This window comes from Corynebacterium sp. CQ3829_602738 (genome assembly GCF_054478435.1).
In genome coordinates, this window is record NZ_CM137003.1 from 750,053 (window position 1) to 769,990 (window position 19,938).

Genomic DNA, 19,938 nt, shown 5'->3' on the forward strand with positions numbered 1-19,938 from the left:
GGCGAATGCCTTTTAGGGCCGCATCGGCATGCGGTGACCAGGGCGATTGGGACGGTGGTTTGGCTGATTCGCATGGGCAGCATGACCCGCGCGCCCCGGCGGTGGGGAGGTGGGCCAGTGCGTTTCCACAGGTGGCGGCGCCGACGCTGAGGCTCGTTTCGCCTTGATCCGGTTGACCGCCGAGTGCATGGCGGGGTCCGTGGTGTTGGTGTGGCGGGTGCCGTCGGCTTTGACCAAAACGGCACCGCCGGTGTCGGGGTCGTAGTCCATGTAGCCCTTGTTGAACGAGCCGTCCCTGCGGTCGTTGTTGCACCTGTGGTGGGTGGGGCACAGGCCGGTGAGGTTCTCGATGTCGGTCGCCCCATACCGCAACCAAGAGATGATGTGGTGGGCCTCGCACTCGCTCATGGAGGTCGTGCAGCCGGCCCAGGAGCACACCCCCTGGACTGCGAACATGGCGATGCGCTGGCCCACCGACGCGAGCCTCCGCGACCGGCCCAGGTGCAGCGGCACCCCGGAAAGCCCGTCGACGGTGAGCAGGAAGTCGCTCGTGCCGTCCATTCCGAGCCGGACCAGGTCGAAGGCGTCGAGCTCCACCCCGACGTTGGTTTGGAACAGGGTGTTGGCGTCGGCCTCGGCGAGGTCGTCGAGCGTGACGGACACGACCACCGACGCGGCACCGCCGTTCGCGGCCTGCTGGCCCTCCTCGTACTGGCGCAGGATGGACATGTACTGGTCGTAGCGGCGCTGACCTTTCGTGCGCGGGTCCCGGTCGCCCTGCAGTTCCTCCGGGATGTTGGAGTTCGGTGACAACCCCTTGTCGGTGAGTGCCTTGTAGAGCGCGTAGTCGGCGCGGGTCATCGACAGCGTCACGTCGAAGGTGCCGTCCACGTTCTCCCTGCCCAGCGAGGCGTCGCGCTTTTCAAAGCCCGCGTTCGGGTTCGCCTTCACGTGGGGCTTGTTGGCCTCGGCGACCAGGCGCTTCACAAACAGCCGTAGGTCCTTCTCGTCGCGGTATTTCGCCTGCTCCATCGCGCGGGCGTAGATGCGCATCCGCTCGCCCTCGGCAGCCTTGAGCAGCTTGTCCAGCTCGCGGCGGATGATGTCCTGCTTGGCGGCCGGGACCTCGTCGGCACGCTTGCGCGCCTCCTCCTGGTCCTTGCGGCGGCGCTCCGCTTCCTCCTCGGCGGCCTTGCGCGCGGCCTCCTCGGCAGCAAGGCGGTCATCTTCAGTGCAGTCCTCTTCGAAGAAGAAGTGTTCAGGCTCCGGAGGCTCCGGCGGAGCATCGAAAAGCGCCTTCGCCCGTGCGATGCGGTTGTACGCCTCGCCGCGCGAGATGCCGAGCTTTTCGGTCAGGTACGCGTCCGGGTGGTTCGCGCCGACCAGCTTGCCGGCGTCCGCCAGCACGCACGCCTGCGCGAAGGCGGCGTCCACGTAGGCCTTCTTATCCATCGCGCGTTCGAGGCGCGCGATGTCGCGGGTGATGGTGGCGAGGGGGAGGGCCGATGGATCGTCCAGAAGCTGGCGCAACTGCGACAGGCCGTCGGCGACCTGGTCCACGAGCTCGGCGATTCCGTTCATGACACCCTCCTTTCCGCAACATTTCGCGGGTGTTGGGTGTCAATGTAACAACGCGTCCGACACGTAAAACTCAAATTCGAACAAACATTCTAAACTAGCTGCTTCACCAGGTGATTCGCCGCCGCAAGGCCAAGTCGAGGATTCGCCTCGCGCACGTCTTTCACCGCGCGCACAAACTGCTCTTTGGGGTCGGTGCCGGTCTCCGCGAGCACCCCGCGCGCCCACTCGACCGCGGCGTCCATGTCCGGGAAGAACCCCACAAGCGACTCTTCCGGCGTCGGCCCGGAGTTGAAGACAGTGTTGAAGATTTTGCGCAGAAATTGGAACATAGACCCCACTATGCCCGAAGGTGATTCCGTCTATCAGCTGTCAAAGCGCCTGCAGTGGATGCAAAACCGCGAAGTGACAGCCACCAGCATCCGCGTCCCGCGCTACGCCACCGTCGACTTCGCGGGCATGACCTGCGAGCGCGTCTGGCCGCACGGCAAACACCTGTTTATGCAGTTCGCCAAAGACGGCTACCAGCCGCAGATCCTGCACACCCACCTGAAAATGGAGGGCACGTGGTCCATGCACCGCGCCGGCACCAGGTGGAAAAAGCCCGCTCACGCCGCCCGTGTGGTGCTTTCGCTTAGCGACGAACCAAAGGCCGACGTCGAACTCGTCGGCTTCTGGCTCGGGCTGGTCCGCGTCTTCCCGGCCAGGGAATACCAACAAGAGATGGGCTACCTCGGCCCGGACTTGCTGGACCCGGACTTCGACCTCGACGAGGCGGTCAGGCGCATCGAAGCTGAGCCCGGCCGCGAGATCGGCCGCGCCCTGCTGGACCAGCGCAAGCTCGCCGGCATCGGCAACGAGTACCGCGCGGAGATCAACTTCCTGGCTGGAACCCATCCGGCAGAGTTGGTGCGAGACGTGGACGTCGAGAAGCATGTGCGCCTCGCGCGCAGACTGATGTGGGCGAATAAAGATGCCCCCGTCCGCGTGACCACGGGGATCAAGCGGGCGGGGGAGACGAGCTACGTGTTCGGCCGCAACAACAAGCCGTGCAGGCGGTGCGGCACGCTGATTACCAAGGGCTTCCTCGGCGGGGAGGGTGACCTAGAGCGGGTTATTTGGTGGTGCCCGCAGTGTCAGCCTGAGCCTTGCTATATTCCGAGGCGAAAGGGGGAGTGATGTTTGACTTTGATTTCTTCAAAGAGAAACGCCCGTGGAGCAAGCAGGAGATTAACGAACTGGGGGAGTACTTTGCGGGATGGGCGGAGATGCCCGCCGAAGCCTCAGAAATGATCTATTGGCATGATGAGATAGCCAGGCGCACAGCTGCATCATGCGCGGATTTTGCGAAGAAGCTTTTCGGTGGAGAAGGCCAGCGTCCGGACATCGTCAGCGCCTACCGGGTCAAGTCACAATCAACTATCGGTGACAAAATCCGCAGATCGAAAAAGGACCCGGGTGCGAATGTTCAGTTGGGCCGGATGTGGGATTTCGCGGGAGCACGAATTACAGCCAACGTGCTTCACGATGATCTTCGCTACCTGGGGTACGAGCTCCGTCGACGGCTAGTCGCGGAAGGGCATCGCGTCACTGAGCGGGACTACATCGCGCGTGCTCAGCCCGGCGGCTACCGCGCCCTTCACTTGATTATCGACTCAGCCGCGGGAATCGTTGAGTTGCAACTACGGACTTTGCTTCAGTCTGAGTGGGCCAACGCTTTTGAAAAGCTGGCAGATAAGACTGGGCGTCGAATCCGTTATGAAAGGAATTATCGGCCAGAAAACAGGGAGCTTGCTGAAGTCGCCGCTCACCTCGGGTCTATAGCGAGTGACATTCACGACATGGAGCGGACGCGAGCTGCGAGCAACCGGCACAGTCAGACCTCAATGAGAAATCTTGCAACTATACCTCCGGGGCTTCCATTGAATCCTCGGTTGCATGAGTTGCGTTCAAGATCTTTCGAAGCGCTGTCGCGATCCGAGGCTGTCGCTGGAGATCAGGCTTCGAGTATTCTGAGCCTCATTCGATCACTACGAGACCTATCGCAAAGCCTGAGCGCTTTCGAGCTTGAAAGCGAGTGAAGAAAATGAAGCACTTTCTCATCGTGTTCAACCGGAAAACCGGCGAGCGCCACATCACGGAATACGCGGATTCTCGCGAAGCGATCAGGCAGCGACTCGACGAGGAGCAGTCCAACGAGAACCCTGACGTCGAAATCGTGGTGATCGGGTCGCCCTCACTCGAAGATTTGAAGGTGACCCACTCCAGGTACTTCCGGGTTGATGAGCTCCCTGATTTCGTTGAATATTGGACAAGAAGTGAGAGGGTTTCCTAGAGCGTAAAAGGCAGCCGCCACATCTGTGAACGGCTGCCTGGGGTTGTGTTTTCCTACGCAGATGGATCCGCGTTCTTGTCCCGCACCGCACGGCGGATGAAGAACACCAAAAAGCCGAGGATGATCAGCAGCAGCACGACATAAATCACGTTGGAGTAGGTGTCGGCGTACTCGGTGGCCTTCTCCCAGTTGTCGCCGAGGACGTAGCCCAGGTAGATCAGGATGGCGTTCCAGATGCCGGAGCCGAGGGTGGTCCACAGGCCGAAGGTGACAAGGTTCATCTTGCCCAGGCCGGCGGGGATGGAGATCAGCGAGCGCACGCCGGGGATGAGGCGGCCGATAAACACGCTGGGCTTGCCGTACTTGGTGAAGAAGTTCATCGCGGCGTCCACGTCGGAGGCGCGCACGAGCCACATCCAGTCGGCGATTTTGCGCAGCCGCTCGAGGCCGAGCCACACTCCGACGCCGTAGAGCACGTATGCGCCGATGACGGAGCCCAGCACGGACCAGATGAACACGCTGATCATGTTCAGCGACCCCTGCGCGACGGTGAAGCCGGCGAGCGGCAGCACCACCTCGGACGGGATGGGCGGGAAGAGGTTCTCCAAGAGGATCGCGATTCCGACGCCGGGGGCGCCGAGGGTCTCCATGAGACCCACAATCCAGTCGATGATGCTCTGCATTGGGCCTATCTTGCCCTACTCAACCTCGAGCGTCCAAGTATGCACCGGCGCGTCTGCCTGGGAATTTTTCATGTACTGGCGTAAAACGCGGGCGAGCCCGTCGGCGCGCTCCGTGGTCAGGGCCTTCGACCCGCCGGCCACGCGCTCGAGCGCGGCGAGCTGCCACGTCGCACCGTTTTGCCGCGCCCGTACGCGCCCCTCGATCACGCCGATGTACTCGTCGGCGCAGGCCTCGTCCACATTCAGCGTGCGCAGCCCTTCGTGCGCGAGCTCGAGCAGATGCTTCTCGACGAGCTCCGCCACCGCCACCGTCCCCAGCGTCGGCCACTCCACCTCGGCGTTGATGCCGTCGCGGGCGCCGGCGAGGAAGTTGTCGTTGGCCGCCTCGAAGCTCAGGCGCGACCACACTGGCCGGGTCTGGTTGCCGAGCGCCTTGACCAGCCCGTAGTAGAACGCCGCGTCCGCCACAATGTCCTTCACTGTGGGGCCCGCGGGCAGCAGGCGGTTTTCCACACGGATGTGGCTGAGCTCGCCGGCCGGGTCGTAGATGGCGCGGTTCCAGCGCCAGATGGTGCCGTTGTGCAAGTTGAGGTAGTGCAGGCCGGGGTTGTCGCCGTTCATGAACGGCGCGCCGGCTGCCATGCGGCCTTCGGGCAGCAGGGGAGAGAAGTAGCGCACGTTCTCCTCGAACAGGTCGAACACGCTGGTGATCCACCGTTCGCCGAACCACACGCGCGGGCGCACGCCCTGGTTGATCAGCTCTTTGGTGCGGGTGTCGATGGACTGCTTGAACACCGGGATGCGCGACTCGTGCCACACCTTGTGACCCATGAACAGCGGCGAGTTGGCGGACAGCGCCACCTGCACGCCCGCGATCGCCTGGGAGGCGTTCCACGCGTCCGCGAACCGGTTGGGTGCCACCTGCAGGTGCAGTTGCATGGAGGTGCAGGTGGATTCCGGGGCGATGGTTTCGAAGTAGTGGGTGTACTTTTCGTCGCGGCGCAGGTCGATCTTCACCAGCTCGCCGCGCGATTCCAGGATGGAGTTGTTCAGCCCGGCGTAGCGGTTTTCCTGGGTCATCCATTCGTCGCTGTCCAAAAACTGCGAGGTCATCGTCGGCAGCGTGCCGATCATCGCCAGCTGCGAGCCCGCCTGCTCCGCGGCGTCGCGCACGGTGGCAAGCCGCTTTTCCACCCCCTCGGCCAGCCTCGCCAACCCGTCGCCCTCAATTCCCAGCGGCGGGTGGTTCATCTCCACGTTGTAGGCGCCGATCTCGGACTGGTACTCGTCGCCAAGTATCTCCAGCACCGCCTGGTTGTTGGGGTGCGGCTGCATGTCGCCGTCCACCAGGTTGAGCTCGAGCTCGAGCCCGATTGTGCCGTGGTCCACGAAGTCCGCGTCCTGCAGATGGCGGTCGAAGCGCTCCAGATCGTCTTCAAGCCGGCGCCGGTAGGTGGTGCGCTGGCGCGGAGTGTAGGACTCCGAAGAAACGGCGTCGCCCATTAGCGGTGCTTCCTGTACCACGCGATCAGGCTGTCGGTGGAGGAATCGCCCGTGTCCGGCGCCTCCTCGCCAGCGACGGCGGCGGCGAGGTCGTTCGCCTGCGCCTTGCCCAGCTCCACGCCCCACTGGTCGAAGGCGTTGATGCCCCAGATCGCGGCTTCGACGAACACGATGTGCTCGTACAGCGCGATCAGCGCGCCCAGGCTGAACGGGGAGAGCTCCTCGGCCAGAATCGTGGTGGTGGGGCGGTTGCCCGGCATCACCTTGTGCGGGGCCAGCGCGTGCGGCACGCCTTCGGCCTCGATCTCCTGCTGGGTCTTGCCGAAAGACATGACCTTCGTTTGCGCGAAGAAGTTGCCCATGAGCAGGTCGTGCATGGAGCCCTCGCCGGTGGCGGTGGGCAGGTCCGCCCGGGGCTTGGCAAAGCCGATGAAGTCCGCCGGCACGAGCGTGGTGCCCTGGTGGATCAGCTGGAAAAACGCGTGCTGGCCGTTGGTGCCCGGCTCACCGAAGTAGATTTCGCCGGTGTCGTGGTCGACGCTTGCGCCGTCGATACGCGTGTGCTTGCCGTTGGACTCCATGGTCAGCTGCTGCAGGTACGCGGGGAAGCGGGCGAGGTCCTGCGAGTACGGCAGGACCGCGTGCGTCTGCGCCTTGTGGAAGTTGCGGTACCAAATGTTCAAAAGCCCCATCAGCACCGGCACATTCTCCTTGAACGCAGTGGTGCGGAAATGCTGGTCCATGGCGTGGAAGCCTTCGAGCATGCGCATGAAATCTCCCGGGCCGATCACGGCCATGAGGGACAGCCCGATCGCGGAATCCATGGAGTAGCGCCCGCCTACCCAGTCCCAGAACGGGAACATGTTGGCAGTGTCGATGCCAAACTCCGCCACCTTCTCCGCGTTGGTGGACACGGCTACGAAGTGCTTCGCAATCGCGGATTCGTCGCCGTCGAACTGCTCGAGCAGCCAGCGCTTCGCGGCGTGCGCGTTGGCCAGCGTCTCCTGGGTAGTGAACGTCTTGGAGGCGACGATGAACAGCGTTTCTTCCGCATCCACCTCAGCCAGCACGCACGTCATGTCCGCCGGGTCGACGTTGGAGACGAACTCCGCGGAAATACCTGCGGTGGCGTAGGTGCGCAGCGCCTGCGCGGCCGTGGCAGGGCCCAGATCCGAGCCGCCGATGCCGATGTTGACCACCTTGGAAATCGTCTTTCCGGTGTGGCCCACCCACTCGCCGCTGCGCAGCTTCGTGGCGAACTCGCGCATCTGCTTCAGCACCGCGTGCACGTCCGCGGTGACATCCTGGCCGTCCACCTCCAGCTGGGCGTCCTCGGGCGCGCGCAACGCGGTGTGCAGCACCGCGCGGTCCTCGGTGGCATTGATGTGCTCGCCGGTGAACATCGCCTCGATGCGGTCTTTCAGGCCCGCCTCGTCCGCCAAGGCGAGCAATTGCTTTGCGACGTCTCCGTCCACCAAGTTCTTCGAAAGATCCACGTGAAGCCCGGCCGCGTCGAACGTGTAGCGCTGCGCGCGCTCGTCGTCCGCTCGGAACAGGTCCCGCAGGGTGGTGCGGGACTTTTCCGCGCGGAGTTTCTCCAGCTTGCCCCAGCTTTCGGTGGACGTGATGTCGTGCATGTCAGCCTCCCAGGTGGCAGTCCAGTTCGCGGTTGGGTTGTCCTTGATCAACGGTAGCCAAAACGCGCAGCGTGCGTCCGCGGAGCGGGGGAGTGTGGATAATGGCGCCCATGGCAATTGTGAAGATCAACGCGATCACTGTCCCTGAAGGTGCCGGCGCGGAGCTGGAGCGCCGGTTTGCTGCCCGCAAGCACTCCATCGACGGCCACCCCGGCTTCGAGGGTTTCCAGCTGCTGCGCCCGGTCAAGGGAGAAAAGCGCTACTTCGTGGTCACCCGCTGGGCCGACGAAGAGTCCTACAGCGCGTGGTGGGAGGGCGCGGGCCGCGCCGGGCACGGGCAGTCGGACCGCTCCGGCGAGGGAACCGAAGCGGACAAGCCGCGCAAGCCGGTCTCGCAGTCCGCAGACCTGTTGGAATTCGAAGTCGTGCTCGACTCCCTCGAGCAGAACTAGCCCAGCTTGCCGCGGCCGAGGCGCAGCAGGATCTGCGCCAGGCCGGGTCCTTCCTCGCCCAGTTCGTCGCGGAACTGGTTGATTATGGCGACCTCGCGCGTGTGCACTAGGCGGGTGCCGCCGGAGCCCATGCGGGTCTTGCCGATGGCTTTGGAGATCTCACTGCGGCGCTTCACCGCGTCGAGGATCACGCGGTCCAGCCGGTCGATCTCTTTGCGGTACGCCTGAATCTCCGCGTCCGAGAGTGGGTCATCTGTGCCGGAAGGCATGCGGATTTCAAGCTCGCTCATGGCTGTTTATTATGCCAGTTCGAACACCCGCGCGGGTGATGTCGGAGGCGTTAGTACAGTAACGGCCATGACTGATCTGACCCTGGGTTTGAATCCGCAGCAGCAGGCCGCCGTCGTCCATGAAGGCAGCCCGCTGCTCATCGTCGCGGGCGCGGGTTCCGGCAAGACCGCGGTGCTCACCCGCCGCATTGCCTACCTGCTGCACAACCGCGGTGTGGCGCCGTGGCAGATCCTGGCCATCACCTTCACCAACAAGGCCGCCGCGGAGATGAAGGAGCGCGTGGGCCAGCTGGTCGGCCCGGAGGCGGAGCGGATGTGGGTGGCCACCTTCCACTCAGTGTGCGTGCGCATCCTGCGCCAGCAGGCCCAGCTGGTGCCGGGGCTGAACACCAACTTCACCATCTACGACTCGGATGATTCGCGCCGCCTTTTGGGCATGATTGCCAAGGACTTCAACCTGGATTTGAAGAAGTTCACGCCCCGCACCCTGGCCAACGGGATCTCGAATCTGAAAAACGAGCTGATTGGCCCGGAGACGGCGCTGGCAAACGCCGAGCGCACCCACAACCCGTTCGAGACCACGGTGGCCAAGGTGTACGTGGAGTACCAGCGCCGCCTGCGCCAGTCCAACGCGCTGGACTTCGACGACCTCATCGGCGAGGTCGTGCGCATTTTCAAGGAGCACCCCCAGGTCACGGACTACTACCGCCGCCGCTTCCGCCACGTGCTGGTGGACGAGTACCAGGACACCAACCACGCCCAGTACGAGCTCATCCACACCCTTGTCGGCGACGGTCCGGATGCGCCGGAGCTGGCGGTGGTGGGCGACTCGGACCAGTCCATTTACGCCTTCCGTGGCGCGACCATCCGCAACATCGAGGAGTTTGAGCGCGACTACCCGAACGCCACCACGATCATGCTGGAGCAGAACTACCGCTCCACGCAGAACATCTTGGGCGCGGCGAACGCGGTGATCGCGCAGAACGAGGGCCGCCGCCCGAAGAAGCTGTGGACGGACCAGGGCTCCGGCGAGAAGATCGTCGGCTACGTCGCGGACAACGAGCACGACGAGGCGCGCTTCATCGCCTCGGAAATTGACTCCCTGGCCGACAGGGGAGTGCCGTACTCGGACATGGCGGTGATGTACCGCACGAACAACGCCTCGCGCGCGCTCGAGGACATCTTCATCCGTTCCGGCATCCCTTACAAGGTCGTCGGCGGCACGCGGTTCTACGAGCGGCGCGAGATCCGCGACATCGTCGCCTATCTCAAGGTCTTGGAGAACCCGGACGACACGGTGAGCATGCGCCGCATCGTCAACGTGCCAAAGCGCGGCATCGGTGACAAGGCGCAATCGATGGTGGCGCTGCACGCGGAAAACAACAACCAAAGCTTCGGGCGCTCGCTTGTCGACGCCACCTCCGGCAACATCGACATGCTTGCCAAGGCCGCGACCAACTCGATCACGCGCTTTGTGGAGATGATCCGCCAGATTCGCGACGACATGCCGGCGATGCGCAACGAGGTCACGGGCATGCCGGACCTGGGCGCGCTAATCACCCGCGTGTTGGACGACACGGGCTACCGCGCCGAACTGGAGGCATCGAACGACCCGCAGGACGGCGCGCGCCTGGATAACCTCAACGAGCTGGTGTCTGTGGCCCGCGAGTTCTCCTCGGAGGCCGCCAACCAGGTGGCGTACATGACAGACGACGAACTCAACGAGGTAATGCAGGAAGGCGAGCCCGCGCCGGGGTCCCTGCAGGCGTTTTTGGAGAAGGTCTCCCTGGTGGCGGACGCGGACCAGCTGCCGGAGCACGAGCAAGGCGTGGTCACGTTGATGACGCTGCACACGGCGAAGGGCCTGGAGTTCCCGGTGGTGTTCGTCACCGGGTGGGAGGACGGGCAGTTCCCGCACCTGCGGGCGCTGGGGGATCCGGCGGAGCTCGCCGAGGAGCGCCGCTTGGCGTACGTGGGCATCACCCGCGCCAAGGAGCAGCTCTACCTGACGCGTGCGATCCTGCGCGCTTCCTGGGGCTCTCCGGTGACCAACCCTGCCAGCCGCTTCCTCGCAGAGGTCCCGGAGGACCTCATCGACTGGCGCCGGTTGGAACCGGAGCGCTCATTCAGTTCTGACGCGTGGGGCGCGCCCACCCGCTCCCGCCCGCCGGCCCGATCCCGCCGGGGCGGGTCCGGCACGAAGGTGCACAAGAACCTCAACTTGGCGGTGGGGGACCGGGTCAATCACGCCAAGTACGGGCTCGGCACCGTGATGGCGGTAGAGGGCTCGGGCGTGCGGGAAACGGTGACGATTGACTTCGGCTCCTCGGGCACCGTCCGTCTGATGACGATCGGCGGCGTGCCCATGGAGAAGCTGTAGCCCGCTAGATCTTGATGCCTTGGGCGGCGAACCACGGCACCGGGTCCACCTGGTTCACGCCGTCCGGCTTGATCTCGAAGTGGAGGTGCGGGCCGGTGGATTGGCCCTCGCTACCGATGGAGGCGATCTTCTGCCCGGCGGTGACGCGCTGGCCCACGGAGACGTCGTAGTAGCGCATGTGGCCGTAGACGGACACCTCGCCGCCGTCGTGCTTAATTACGACCCAGTTGCCGAAGCCGCGCGCCGGGCCTGCGGAGATGACGGTGCCGTCCATGACGGAGTAGATCGGGGTGCCCAGGTCATTGGCAATGTCGATGCCCTGGTGCACGGTGCCCCAGCGCGGGCCGAAGCCTGAGGTGAAGCGGCCGGATGCCGGGGTGACCACGGTGCGGCCGTCGGCGGTGCGACCGCGCTGCGGCGCCACCCAGTCGCTGCCCTTTGCTGGAGCGAACGCGGCGGCGAGCGGAGCCTCGAGAGCGCGGGGGTCGTAGACGATCTTGTAGTCGCCTGCGGTAATCGTCGCGCCGCTTTCCTTGATGGCGCCTGCGGCTTTCGCTACTGCGCCCACAGCTTGGCCCGCGTCGGAGATGGTTGCGCCGCCCACGGTGACGGTCAGGGCAGTAGCGGGCGCGGGCGCCAGGGTGAGCGCCATTGCCGCTGCGGCCGAGACGGCTGCGATGCTCGAAGTGAGACGTCGGTTCATGTTTGGGGGATACCTTTTCTAACTCTGTAGAGGGCTAGGCGCGGTCTCGGCCACGCACACAGGCAGAGAATCTAACCGGCGAAATGAGCCCTGGCAATGCTGTGACGTGCACGTTTGTTCGAATTTCCGCGTTATCCCGGATGTCCGTCCAGCTCATCCGGCGTGTTGCTGGTGTGAAAATTGTTACGCATGGTAATGGGCTGCGGGGGTGGGTGCTTTACCCCCGTCCAGTAGAAGGGCGATCAAAAAACGGGGCCGCCCGCGCGCCACAATGGCGCGGGCGGCCCCGTGAGAGGGCGGAAAAGCGCGTTAGAGGTTAATGCCTCGGGCTGCCAGCCAGGGGGCAGGGTCCGACGGGCTGGCGCCGTCAGGCCAGATCTCAAAGTGGAGGTGGGAGCCGGTGGAGAAGCCCTCGCTGCCCATGCCGGCGATGAGCTGACCGGGCTGCACAACCTCGCCGACGGCGACGTAGAGGGACTGCATGTGGCCGTAAACGGAGATGGAGCCGTCCTCGTGGCGGATGCGGATCCAGTTGCCGAAGCCCTGCGCCGGGCCGGAGTCGATCACGGTGCCAGCGGCAACTGCGCGGATCGGGGTGCCCGGGGTGTTGGCGATGTCGACGCCGTTGTGCATCGAGCCCCAGCGCATACCAAAGCCCGAGGTGAAGGCACCCTCGGCCGGCTTAGTAAACAGCGGCGCGCGGGCGGCTTCGTCCAGGCGGGCAACCTCGTCGGAGTGCTGGATAGCCTTGTCCAGCTGCTCGGTGAGGTTCTCCACCGGCTTGTATTCGGCGATGGAGAGGATCTGCGGGGTCTCCTCGGCGGAAGCCTCGTCCACTCCCGGATCGGCGCTCTGGAGCTCGTCGGCGTCTGCGGCGAGCTTGATGTTCTGTCCCTGCTCGGCGTCCTGGTTGCTGGTGAGGGCACCGGCGACCAGGCCGGAGAAACCAGCGGTGGACACAGCGCCAGTGGCTGCTGCGACGACGGCAACGCGCCCCTTGTTGGGGGACTGCTTGCGGTGCTTGCCGCCCTGCTTCGTGGAGTTGAACATGAGCCCTCTTTGAGATCTTCCGTTGGCCGTGGGTTCCGCTGCTCACCGCGGAATCGTGACCTTCCTGTTATCTACGAGAGGCTACTGTAACGAATTGGTTTCGTCGGAGCAAGATGAAATCTGAAAATACTCTTAAATCGCGTCTATTCGGGGGAATGTTACACACCCACCGTGCGGGAGATGTGCGCCACGCCCGCGCGTTGCGGGCGGCCCAGGGCGCATTTCGGAGTGCGCCGCAGCCCGCGGCCAGGGTGTCACTGTGGTGGCCTTTGTGGCTGGGGTGGCAGAGTAGGACGCGATGAGCACCACACCCAACCAAAGGCCCCGCCAGGCGGATGCGCGCCGCCAGCGCCGCAAGGGCGCATCCCTGCGGAAGATCACGGGCATCAAGCGCCCCGCGGACAGCGGCAAAATGCCCGCCACGGCGAAAGAACGTGTGCGCCACTACCTGCTGTACGCGCTCGTGCCGAACTTGGCGCTGGTGCTCGGCATCGTCGCGTTGTGCTTCGCGGTCATCCTCATTGCAGGTTGGAGCCTGACGTACTTCCCCGGGGCTCTCGGCGAGGCATGGTTCGCGCTCCACGGGGTGCCGTTGCTTATCGACGGCGTCTCGCTGACCGCCATGCCCCTTTTGCCCGCCTTTGGCGTGGCCGCAGTGGTGGCGGTGCAGGTGCGCAAGGCCACCGCCGGCCGCGTGAGCGTTCTGGATCTGCTCACCCTCCTCGGGCTCTCGCTCGGCTTGCCGCTGCTGGTCAGCGGCATCGCGCTGTTCATGGTCTTCGACGCCTCGCACGTGTACCCGGTGGCCACCCCGCCTGTGGTTGCCGCGTTTGTGTACCCGCTGATCGTGCACCTTCTCGGCTTCGTCGTCGGCGTGCGTCGCGTTGTGTGGCACGCGCTGGCCAAGCGCAGCGGCATTCCGTCCGTGGCGGTGGACACAGGGGCACAAGCGGCGAATCTCATTCTCCGCCTGCTCGCCGCGGCCGCGGTGGTCTTCCTTATTGCGCTCGCCTTCGGCTACGGGCGCGTCGGTGAGCTTGTCTCCCAGTTCCCGCAGCTCGGCGTCGGCGGGGGCATCGCCCTGGTGGTGCTGAGTCTGCTGTATCTGCCCAACGCGGCGGTCGCCCAGCTCGCGGTGCTCCTCGGCGGCAGCTTTGAGGCCGCGGGCGCGGGCGTGAGCCTGTTCGCCACCTCCAACGTGGCATACCCGCCCCTGCCGCTGTTCGCCGCGATCCCCGCAGAAATGCCCCAGTGGGCGCCGGTGCTGCTCATCGTGCCGGCGGCGGTGCTGGCGCACGCGTTCGTCGTTAAGCCACTGAGCCTCGAAGGCGTCGCCGCGACCGCAACGTGGGCGGCGCTTATGGGGGCGGTGCTGGGCATCTTCTCTTCCGGTGGTGCCGGAGCGTACGGGCTCGTCGGCGCGGATCCGTTCGCGTTGGCGTTGTCGCTGTTTATCTGGGTTGCCCTCACGGGCGCACTGGTGCGCGGAGTCGCGCTGGTGAGGCAACGCGCGTCGGCGCGCAGCGGTAGTTAGACTTGAACCCGTGAGTGACTCTGCGAAATCGGTGGCCGTCCTCGCGTCGGGCACCGGCACCCTGTTGAAAGCGATCATCGACAACCAGGAGAACCGCTACCGCGTCGACCTCGTGGTGGCGGATCAAATTTGTCCGGCACTGCAACGCGCCAAAAATGCCGGCATTCGCACCGCCGTGGTGCCGATGGAAACCAACCGCAACGCCTGGAACGACAAAATGGTGGCCGCTGTGGCCTCCGTCGAGCCGGACTTGGTGGTTTCCGCCGGCTTCATGCGGCTGCTCGGCCCGGCCTTTGTCCGGGAGTTCGAGGGGCGCACGATCAACACTCACCCGTCGCTTCTTCCCTCGTTCCCGGGCGCGCACGCGGTGCGCGACGCGCTGGAGCACGGCGTGAAAGTCACTGGCTGCACCGTGCACTACGTGGATGCCGGCCTGGACAGCGGCGAGATCATCGCCCAGCGCCCTGTCGAGGTTGAGGCGGGGGACACAGAGTCCGAGCTCCACGAACGCATCAAGAAGGTGGAGCGCGAGCAGATCGTTCATCTGCTGCACAACGTCGAAATTGTCAATGGAAAGGCTGTCTTCAATGTCTAAGCGGGAAATTAAGCGCGCTCTGATCAGCGTCTACGACAAGACCGGGCTGGAGGAGCTCGCCCGCGCGCTCGGCCAGGCGGGCGTGGAGATCGTCTCCACCGGCTCCACCGCGAAGCGCATCGCTGACGCGGGTGTGGCGGTCACCGAGGTTGCGGACGTGACCGGCTTCCCGGAGGTGCTCGACGGCCGCGTGAAGACGCTGCACCCGCGCGTGCACTCCGGCATCCTCGCGGACCTGCGCAAGAACAGCCACGTAGACCAGCTGCAGGAGCTGGGCATCGAGCCGTTCGACCTCGTCGTGGTCAACCTCTACCCGTTCGAGGAGACCGTTGCTTCCGGCGCCACCTTCGACGAGTGCGTCGAGCAGATCGATATCGGCGGCCCGTCCATGGTCCGCGCCGCGGCCAAGAACCACCCGTCGGTCGCCGTGGTCACCTCGCCTGCCCGTTACGGTGAGGTCGTCGAGGCCGTCAAGGGTGGCGGTTTCGACCTCGAGCAGCGCAAACAGCTGGCACTCGAGGCGTTTACGCATACTGCGCTTTACGACGCCGCGGTCTCCTCCTGGCTGTCCAACCAGCTCGGCGCGGACGCCTCCGGCGCCGGCGAAGGCGCCACCGACTTGCGCTACGGCGAGAACCCGCACCAGGCCGCCCGCCTGGAAAACGAGGGCTGGGGCCTTGCCGCCGCCACCCAGCACGGCGGCAAGGAGATGAGCTACAACAACTACCAGGATGCCGATGCCGCGTGGCGCGCCGCCTGGGACCACGAACGTGCGTGCGTGGCAATTATCAAGCACGCCAACCCGTGCGGCGTGGCCGTCTCCGATGACTCCATCGCGGACGCGCACAAGAAGGCCCATGCATGCGACCCGGTCTCCGCCTACGGCGGCGTGATCGCCTGCAACCGCGAGGTCACCCTGGAGCTGGCGGAGCAGATCAAGCCGATTTTCACTGAGGTGGTCGTCGCACCGTCGTACGCCGCGGACGCGCTCGAGCTGCTGCAGACGAAGAAGAACCTGCGCATCCTCGAGGTTGAGCCGAAGCAGCAGGACGAGGAGCGCAAGCAGATCGCCGGCGGCTGGCTCGTGCAGGAGCGCGACCGCTTCCAGGCCGACGGCGACAGCGCCGCCAACTGGACCCTGGCCGCAGGTGAGGCGGCCGATGAGCAGACGCTGGCGGATCTCGAATTCGCGTGGCGCGCAGTGCGCTGCGTGAAGTCGAACGCGATTCTGATCGCGGCCGAGGGGGCGTCGGTAGGCATCGGCATGGGCCAGGTCAACCGAGTCGACTCCGCAAAGCTCGCCGTTGACCGCGCCAACACCCTCGACGAGGGGCGCAACCGCACCAACGGTGCCGTGGCCGCCTCCGACGCGTTCTTCCCGTTCGCGGACGGGTTCCAGCTGCTGGCTGACTCCGGTGTGAAGGCCGTGGTGCAGCCCGGCGGCTCCATCCGCGACGAGGAAGTCATCGCCGCCGCTGAGGCCGCCGGCGTGACCATGTACCTGACCGGCACCCGCCACTTCGCCCACTAGAAAGATCATTTCCCGTGCCCTCCAAGATTGCAGCCCTGGCCCTGACCGCGGGCCTGGCGTTTCCCATGTCGTCGGTGCCGACGTACACGGCGATCGACCAGATTCCCGTAATCGGCCAGCCAATCGTGCAGGCCTACAACCAGCTGCCGCCGCAGGTGAAAAACGCGATCCGCCTGCCGCTGCCGCTGACCACCCCGAAACCCGGCAAGGCGCAGCACGTCGCACCCGCGGTGGATGTCCAGGCGCAGCTGGACCGCCTCGTGGCGGACGTGGTGGGGCGCCACGGCGGCCGCGCCACCGTGGCAGTGGGCGGCTTCACCGCCGGCGACAATCGGCCCGAGCCTGCGTTTTCCACGATGAAGGTGCCGCTGGCCATTGCCGCGCTGCGCCAGAGCCAGGCGTTCTACCCGGACGCTGAGGCCGCCGTGACCCGCTCCGACAACCCCGCCGCGCACCACATGTTCGGCCAGGTGCCTGCCGCTGGCTACGAGGGCGTGATCCGCGAAGCGGGCGCGCGCACGACCACCCCGGCCGGCTACCAAATGGGCACGCTGTGGACCACCAGCGACCAGGCCGAGTTCGCCTCGGGCTTGCGCTGCGTTGCGGGCCACGAGCCGGTGCTGGACATGATGGGACGCATCGTGGACTACCAGCACTGGGGCCTGGGCCGCATCGGCGGCGCCCGCTACAAGGGCGGCTGGAACTACCACGAAGGCGGGCACCTGGCCCGCCAGTTCGGCCTCATCCCGGGCCCGAACGGCGACATCGCCGTGGCAATCACCGCCCACAGCCCGAAGGGCCACGAGGGCAGCTTCGCCATGCTGAACGAGCTCGCGGACGGGCTCAACGCCATGCGCGGCGACCTGCCCACGTCGCGTTGTTAGGGGGTTGCCATGAATAACCAAGGCTCCAGCCAATGGAATCCGGACCAGACGTACTCCACGGATCCTGATATCGGACAAACCCAGCAGTTCGGCGCCGTGACGCAGCAGCAGTACGGACAGCCCGACGAGTACGCCCCCAGCTACCAGCAGCCGGAGAAGCGCGGCGGCCCGAGCCCGTGGCTCTACGTTTTGGGCGCGCTGCTGCTCGCCGCGCTTGTCGGCGTGTTGGCGTTCATGGGCGGCTCTGGTGCGTTTAACCGCTCCAGCGAGCCGGTGACGAGCACGGTGGTTGAGACTCGCACGCTGCCGAGGTCGGAGGCGCCCGAACAGCCCAGCAAGGAGCCAGCGAAGCGAACGTACTCGAACTACGCCCCGGACACGGACGTGACCACAGCAGGTTTCGCCACCAACGTTTACGAGGCGTTCCAGGAGTCCTACGGTCGCACTGGCACGGCAGATATGACGGTGTCGGTTTACAGCCCGGCCACCGGCATCACCTACCGCATGACCTGCTCTGGCGGGGAGACGGTGTACTGCACCGGCGGCAAGAACGCCCGGGTCAAGATTTGGTAGCTCGCCGGCGTCTCGGACTCGCCGCAGCCGGCGCACTGTTCTTGTCCGCCTGTTCCGGCGGCCAAGAAACCGTGGTCGTCACCTCAACCGTTACGGAGGCGCCACCGCCGGCCCCCGATGAGCAATTGCCTCTCGACGCCACCGTCGCCCACGTCGAATCCTCCTACGGCGGCCAGCTGGGCGTTGCCACAGTAGGAAAGGAAGGGCCGGAATCGGCAGGTTTTACCGACCCGAGCCCCGCCTGGTCCACCATCAAGGTGCCCATCGCCGTGGCAGCTTTGCGCACCAACCCCGGACTCGAGCCAGACGCCCGAGCCGCAGTGAGCGCGTCTGACAACGCGGCGGCGCAGCGACTCTATGATGCCGTCGGGCCGGGCGCGGTCGATGCGGTGCTGGACGATGCCGGGTTGGCTGCGCACGTGAACACTGAACCGCTTCGCCCTGAGTTCTCTGCCTTCGGGCAGACGCAGCTCGGCGTGGCCGACGAGGCCGCTCTGGCGAACACCGTCGCCTGCGTGGAGGGCGCCGACCCGGTGCTGCAGTTCATGGGGCAAATCGACCCCTCGCAGGCGTACGGCCTGGGTGTAGCAGGGGCGCTGTTCAAGGGCGGTTGGGGCCCGGACCCCGCGGGCGCCTACCAGGTTCGGCAGTTCGGGCTTGTGCCGCGCGGCGACGGCACGTGGGCGCCGGTGGCGCTCACCGCGCTGCCCGCGGACGGAACATACGAGACGGGGCAGGAGATGCTCACCGCCGCTGCGGAAACGCTCGCCGCCGATCCGGCGCAGCTCCCAGCGGCTGCCTGCCAGCCCTAGTCCTGCTCGTCCTTGCGGGAGACCAGGTCCACCAGCTCGAGCATGCGCTCGGTGCGGCGTTCCGGCAGATCCGTGTGGAGCACGTCCAGTACGGCGTCGGCGATGGTGACGGCGGGGGCGGGCAGGGCATCGTCGACAAGCGGGTAGGGCGCGGTGCCTGTGTTGTCGCGCATCTCGATGGCCGCGAGCGTCATGTGGAACGGCAGGTCGATGCGCGGGTCATCCTCGCCGACGATCTGCCCCGACAGCTTGCGGAAGATCCCCTCCAGCTCCTGGCGCGCCTCGTGGTACTCCGCGAACTCCTCGGACAAAAGCACAGGCAGTTGGTAGAGCCTGCCGATGTTCCAATTCGAGGACAACAGGATGCGCGACTCAGCGGCCACGAGTGCCCACAGCTTCACCGCCGCCGACTCGTCGGTCTTGGCCAGATCCGACGCGAGCGCCAGCGCTGGCTGGATCGTGCCCATCAGCAGCGTGAGAAAGATGTCGCGCTTGGACGGGAAGTGGTAGTACAGCGAGGCTTGGCGCATGCCCACCGCGTCCGCGATGTCGTGGGTGGAGGTGGTGGCGAAACCTTTGCGGGTGAACAGTTCGGAGGCGGCGTCGAGGATCTCCTCGCGCGCGGTGGCGCCTCTGCGGCGGGGGCTTTGCTTGCGTGGCCGTCCGACCGGTTTCGCCATGCCTTCCGTCCTTCCGTCATAGCTCGCTATTTATGGTTGCGCGGGATAACTATAGACGAAAAGCACCCGCTCTCGACCCTCCGGGGAGGGGAGTGCGGGTGCTTTCAAGAGCCGAAGACTCTACGCTGTCATCGTCAACCGGCTAATTAGCGGGTGGTGAACGGCAGAAGAGCCATCTCGCGCGCGTTCTTCACAGCGGTAGCGACCTGGCGCTGCTGCTGCGGGGTCAGACCCGTGACGCGGCGGGAACGGATCTTGTGGCGGTCGGAGATGAACAGACGCAGGGTCTCAACATCCTTGTAGTCGACCGACTCGATGCCCTTCGCCTTCAGCGGGTTCTTCTTCGGGCGGCGGGACTGCTCAATGCGCGGCTTACGCGAATTGTTGCGCTTCATAATGTGAGTCCTCCTTACCACGAAGACTTACGGACGCCAGGCAGCTCACCGCGGTGAGCCATCTCGCGCATACGGACACGGGAAACACCGAACTTGCGGAGGTAGCCACGGGGGCGACCGTCACGCGAGTCACGGTTGCGCACGCGGGCCGGGGAGGCGTCGCGCGGCTGACGGTTGAGCTCGAACTGTGCCTCAAGACGGTCCTCGTCAGAGGTCTCCGGGTTCTTGATGATGGCCTTGAGCTCCTGACGACGCTCCGCGTAGCGGGCGACGATCTCTTTACGCTGCTCGTTCTTAGCGATCTTGGACTTCTTCGCCATGGA

At 65.4% G+C, this 19,938-nt stretch carries 22 protein-coding genes; 11 read left to right on the plus strand and 11 right to left on the minus strand.

The window, feature by feature from the left end; translation table 11 throughout:
- Positions 1–12: 12 nt before the first annotated feature.
- Positions 13–1,581, minus strand: coding sequence for an HNH endonuclease signature motif containing protein (locus tag ACX1NL_RS03615; protein WP_458898635.1), 1,569 nt, complete (start codon positions 1,579–1,581; stop codon positions 13–15).
- 89 nt (positions 1,582–1,670) lie between these two features.
- Positions 1,671–1,910: a hypothetical protein gene (locus ACX1NL_RS03620; protein WP_181890154.1), complete on the minus strand. Its 240-nt coding sequence runs from the start codon at positions 1,908–1,910 to the stop codon at positions 1,671–1,673.
- 10 nt (positions 1,911–1,920) lie between these two features.
- Here ACX1NL_RS03620 and ACX1NL_RS03625 point away from each other — a divergent pair, with 10 nt between their 5' ends.
- The 3 genes from ACX1NL_RS03625 to ACX1NL_RS03635 are packed head-to-tail and all read left to right on the plus strand — an operon-like array spanning position 1,921 to position 3,913.
- Positions 1,921–2,757: a DNA-formamidopyrimidine glycosylase family protein gene (locus ACX1NL_RS03625; protein WP_458898636.1), complete on the plus strand. Its 837-nt coding sequence runs from the start codon at positions 1,921–1,923 to the stop codon at positions 2,755–2,757.
- Entirely contained in the window at positions 2,757–3,659 is a 903-nt protein-coding gene (locus ACX1NL_RS03630) for a hypothetical protein (protein ID WP_458898637.1), read from the plus strand. Before ACX1NL_RS03625 ends, ACX1NL_RS03630 begins: the two co-directional genes overlap by 1 nt.
- Before the next feature lie 5 nt (positions 3,660–3,664).
- Complete coding sequence (locus ACX1NL_RS03635) at positions 3,665–3,913, plus strand: hypothetical protein (RefSeq protein WP_181890151.1); 249 nt, start codon at positions 3,665–3,667, stop codon at positions 3,911–3,913.
- Positions 3,914–3,966: 53 nt separating this feature from the next.
- On the opposite strand, the gene ACX1NL_RS03640 is transcribed toward ACX1NL_RS03635, so the two are convergent.
- From ACX1NL_RS03640 to pgi, 3 genes are read right to left on the minus strand one after another with little or no spacing between them, the layout of a single operon-like run.
- Positions 3,967–4,596 carry a DedA family protein gene (locus tag ACX1NL_RS03640; protein WP_239355677.1) on the minus strand — a complete coding sequence of 210 codons (630 nt, stop codon included), beginning with the start codon at positions 4,594–4,596 and terminating at the stop codon, positions 3,967–3,969.
- Between the two features lie 15 nt (positions 4,597–4,611).
- Positions 4,612–6,099 carry a glutamate-cysteine ligase family protein gene (locus tag ACX1NL_RS03645; protein ID WP_458898638.1) on the minus strand — a complete coding sequence of 496 codons (1,488 nt, stop codon included), beginning with the start codon at positions 6,097–6,099 and terminating at the stop codon, positions 4,612–4,614.
- Positions 6,099–7,736: a glucose-6-phosphate isomerase gene (gene pgi, locus ACX1NL_RS03650; RefSeq protein ID WP_458898639.1), complete on the minus strand. Its 1,638-nt coding sequence runs from the start codon at positions 7,734–7,736 to the stop codon at positions 6,099–6,101. Before pgi ends, ACX1NL_RS03645 begins: the two co-directional genes overlap by 1 nt.
- A gap of 110 nt (positions 7,737–7,846) precedes the next feature.
- Here pgi and ACX1NL_RS03655 point away from each other — a divergent pair, with 110 nt between their 5' ends.
- Positions 7,847–8,188: an antibiotic biosynthesis monooxygenase family protein gene (locus ACX1NL_RS03655; protein WP_269952079.1), complete on the plus strand. Its 342-nt coding sequence runs from the start codon at positions 7,847–7,849 to the stop codon at positions 8,186–8,188.
- On the opposite strand, the gene ACX1NL_RS03660 is transcribed toward ACX1NL_RS03655, so the two are convergent.
- Entirely contained in the window at positions 8,185–8,478 is a 294-nt protein-coding gene (locus tag ACX1NL_RS03660) for a chorismate mutase (protein WP_181890146.1), read from the minus strand. The genes ACX1NL_RS03655 and ACX1NL_RS03660 overlap by 4 nt on opposite strands.
- Here ACX1NL_RS03660 and pcrA point away from each other — a divergent pair.
- Positions 8,417–10,858 carry a DNA helicase PcrA gene (gene pcrA, locus ACX1NL_RS03665; RefSeq protein ID WP_458898892.1) on the plus strand — a complete coding sequence of 814 codons (2,442 nt, stop codon included), beginning with the start codon at positions 8,417–8,419 and terminating at the stop codon, positions 10,856–10,858. The genes ACX1NL_RS03660 and pcrA overlap by 62 nt on opposite strands.
- A gap of 4 nt (positions 10,859–10,862) precedes the next feature.
- Here the strand turns inward: pcrA and ACX1NL_RS03670 are convergent, their stop codons facing one another.
- Both ACX1NL_RS03670 and ACX1NL_RS03675 read right to left on the minus strand, forming a co-directional pair.
- Positions 10,863–11,561 (minus strand): M23 family metallopeptidase, encoded by a 699-nt coding sequence (locus ACX1NL_RS03670; protein ID WP_181890144.1) that lies wholly within the window; start codon positions 11,559–11,561, stop codon positions 10,863–10,865.
- Positions 11,562–11,870: 309 nt separating this feature from the next.
- A complete protein-coding gene (locus tag ACX1NL_RS03675) occupies positions 11,871–12,611 on the minus strand; it encodes a M23 family metallopeptidase (protein ID WP_181890143.1) in 741 nt (246 codons plus the stop codon).
- Between the two features lie 298 nt (positions 12,612–12,909).
- Here ACX1NL_RS03675 and ACX1NL_RS03680 point away from each other — a divergent pair, with 298 nt between their 5' ends.
- The 6 genes from ACX1NL_RS03680 to ACX1NL_RS03705 all read left to right on the plus strand — a co-directional run bounded on the left by ACX1NL_RS03680 (position 12,910) and on the right by ACX1NL_RS03705 (position 18,540).
- Positions 12,910–14,145 carry a cell division protein PerM gene (locus ACX1NL_RS03680; protein ID WP_458898640.1) on the plus strand — a complete coding sequence of 412 codons (1,236 nt, stop codon included), beginning with the start codon at positions 12,910–12,912 and terminating at the stop codon, positions 14,143–14,145.
- 10 nt (positions 14,146–14,155) lie between these two features.
- Positions 14,156–14,740, plus strand: a complete 585-nt coding sequence (gene purN / locus ACX1NL_RS03685) for a phosphoribosylglycinamide formyltransferase (protein ID WP_239307342.1) — start codon at positions 14,156–14,158, stop codon at positions 14,738–14,740.
- A complete protein-coding gene (purH, locus tag ACX1NL_RS03690; RefSeq protein ID WP_458898641.1) occupies positions 14,733–16,271 on the plus strand; it encodes a bifunctional phosphoribosylaminoimidazolecarboxamide formyltransferase/IMP cyclohydrolase in 1,539 nt (512 codons plus the stop codon). Before purN ends, purH begins: the two co-directional genes overlap by 8 nt.
- Before the next feature lie 14 nt (positions 16,272–16,285).
- On the plus strand, positions 16,286–17,155 hold the full coding sequence (locus ACX1NL_RS03695; protein ID WP_458898642.1) for a serine hydrolase: 870 nt from the start codon (positions 16,286–16,288) through the stop codon (positions 17,153–17,155).
- A gap of 9 nt (positions 17,156–17,164) precedes the next feature.
- Entirely contained in the window at positions 17,165–17,728 is a 564-nt protein-coding gene (locus tag ACX1NL_RS03700; protein ID WP_239307345.1) for a hypothetical protein, read from the plus strand.
- Positions 17,729–17,799: 71 nt separating this feature from the next.
- A complete protein-coding gene (locus tag ACX1NL_RS03705) occupies positions 17,800–18,540 on the plus strand; it encodes a serine hydrolase (RefSeq protein WP_458898643.1) in 741 nt (246 codons plus the stop codon).
- Here ACX1NL_RS03705 and ACX1NL_RS03710 read toward each other — a convergent pair.
- The 3 genes from ACX1NL_RS03710 to rpsN form a co-directional block, all read right to left on the minus strand.
- Complete coding sequence (locus ACX1NL_RS03710; protein ID WP_181888010.1) at positions 18,537–19,220, minus strand: TetR/AcrR family transcriptional regulator; 684 nt, start codon at positions 19,218–19,220, stop codon at positions 18,537–18,539. The two genes, ACX1NL_RS03705 and ACX1NL_RS03710, sit on opposite strands and share 4 nt — an antisense overlap.
- Positions 19,221–19,366: 146 nt before the next feature.
- Positions 19,367–19,618 (minus strand): 30S ribosomal protein S18, encoded by a 252-nt coding sequence (gene rpsR, locus ACX1NL_RS03715; RefSeq protein ID WP_172796731.1) that lies wholly within the window; start codon positions 19,616–19,618, stop codon positions 19,367–19,369.
- Positions 19,619–19,629: 11 nt separating this feature from the next.
- Entirely contained in the window at positions 19,630–19,935 is a 306-nt protein-coding gene (rpsN, locus tag ACX1NL_RS03720) for a 30S ribosomal protein S14 (protein ID WP_070472882.1), read from the minus strand.
- Positions 19,936–19,938 lie beyond the last annotated feature (3 nt).

What these genes read in the sequence shown, in the direction of transcription:
- ACX1NL_RS03615 (WP_458898635.1), bottom strand. Translation starts at nt 1,581, where the DNA reads ATGAACGGAATCGCCGAGCTCGTGGACCAGGTCGCCGACGGCCTGTCG.
- ACX1NL_RS03620 (WP_181890154.1), bottom strand. Translation starts at nt 1,910, where the DNA reads ATGTTCCAATTTCTGCGCAAAATCTTCAACACTGTCTTCAACTCCGGG.
- ACX1NL_RS03625 (WP_458898636.1), top strand. Translation starts at nt 1,921, where the DNA reads ATGCCCGAAGGTGATTCCGTCTATCAGCTGTCAAAGCGCCTGCAGTGG.
- ACX1NL_RS03630 (WP_458898637.1), top strand. Translation starts at nt 2,757, where the DNA reads ATGTTTGACTTTGATTTCTTCAAAGAGAAACGCCCGTGGAGCAAGCAG.
- ACX1NL_RS03635 (WP_181890151.1), top strand. Translation starts at nt 3,665, where the DNA reads ATGAAGCACTTTCTCATCGTGTTCAACCGGAAAACCGGCGAGCGCCAC.
- ACX1NL_RS03640 (WP_239355677.1), bottom strand. Translation starts at nt 4,596, where the DNA reads ATGCAGAGCATCATCGACTGGATTGTGGGTCTCATGGAGACCCTCGGC.
- ACX1NL_RS03645 (WP_458898638.1), bottom strand. Translation starts at nt 6,099, where the DNA reads ATGGGCGACGCCGTTTCTTCGGAGTCCTACACTCCGCGCCAGCGCACC.
- pgi (WP_458898639.1), bottom strand. Translation starts at nt 7,736, where the DNA reads ATGCACGACATCACGTCCACCGAAAGCTGGGGCAAGCTGGAGAAACTC.
- ACX1NL_RS03655 (WP_269952079.1), top strand. Translation starts at nt 7,847, where the DNA reads ATGGCAATTGTGAAGATCAACGCGATCACTGTCCCTGAAGGTGCCGGC.
- ACX1NL_RS03660 (WP_181890146.1), bottom strand. Translation starts at nt 8,478, where the DNA reads ATGAGCGAGCTTGAAATCCGCATGCCTTCCGGCACAGATGACCCACTC.
- ACX1NL_RS03670 (WP_181890144.1), bottom strand. Translation starts at nt 11,561, where the DNA reads ATGAACCGACGTCTCACTTCGAGCATCGCAGCCGTCTCGGCCGCAGCG.
- ACX1NL_RS03675 (WP_181890143.1), bottom strand. Translation starts at nt 12,611, where the DNA reads ATGTTCAACTCCACGAAGCAGGGCGGCAAGCACCGCAAGCAGTCCCCC.
- ACX1NL_RS03680 (WP_458898640.1), top strand. Translation starts at nt 12,910, where the DNA reads ATGAGCACCACACCCAACCAAAGGCCCCGCCAGGCGGATGCGCGCCGC.
- purH (WP_458898641.1), top strand. Translation starts at nt 14,733, where the DNA reads ATGTCTAAGCGGGAAATTAAGCGCGCTCTGATCAGCGTCTACGACAAG.
- ACX1NL_RS03700 (WP_239307345.1), top strand. Translation starts at nt 17,165, where the DNA reads ATGAATAACCAAGGCTCCAGCCAATGGAATCCGGACCAGACGTACTCC.
- ACX1NL_RS03710 (WP_181888010.1), bottom strand. Translation starts at nt 19,220, where the DNA reads ATGGCGAAACCGGTCGGACGGCCACGCAAGCAAAGCCCCCGCCGCAGA.
- rpsN (WP_070472882.1), bottom strand. Translation starts at nt 19,935, where the DNA reads ATGGCGAAGAAGTCCAAGATCGCTAAGAACGAGCAGCGTAAAGAGATC.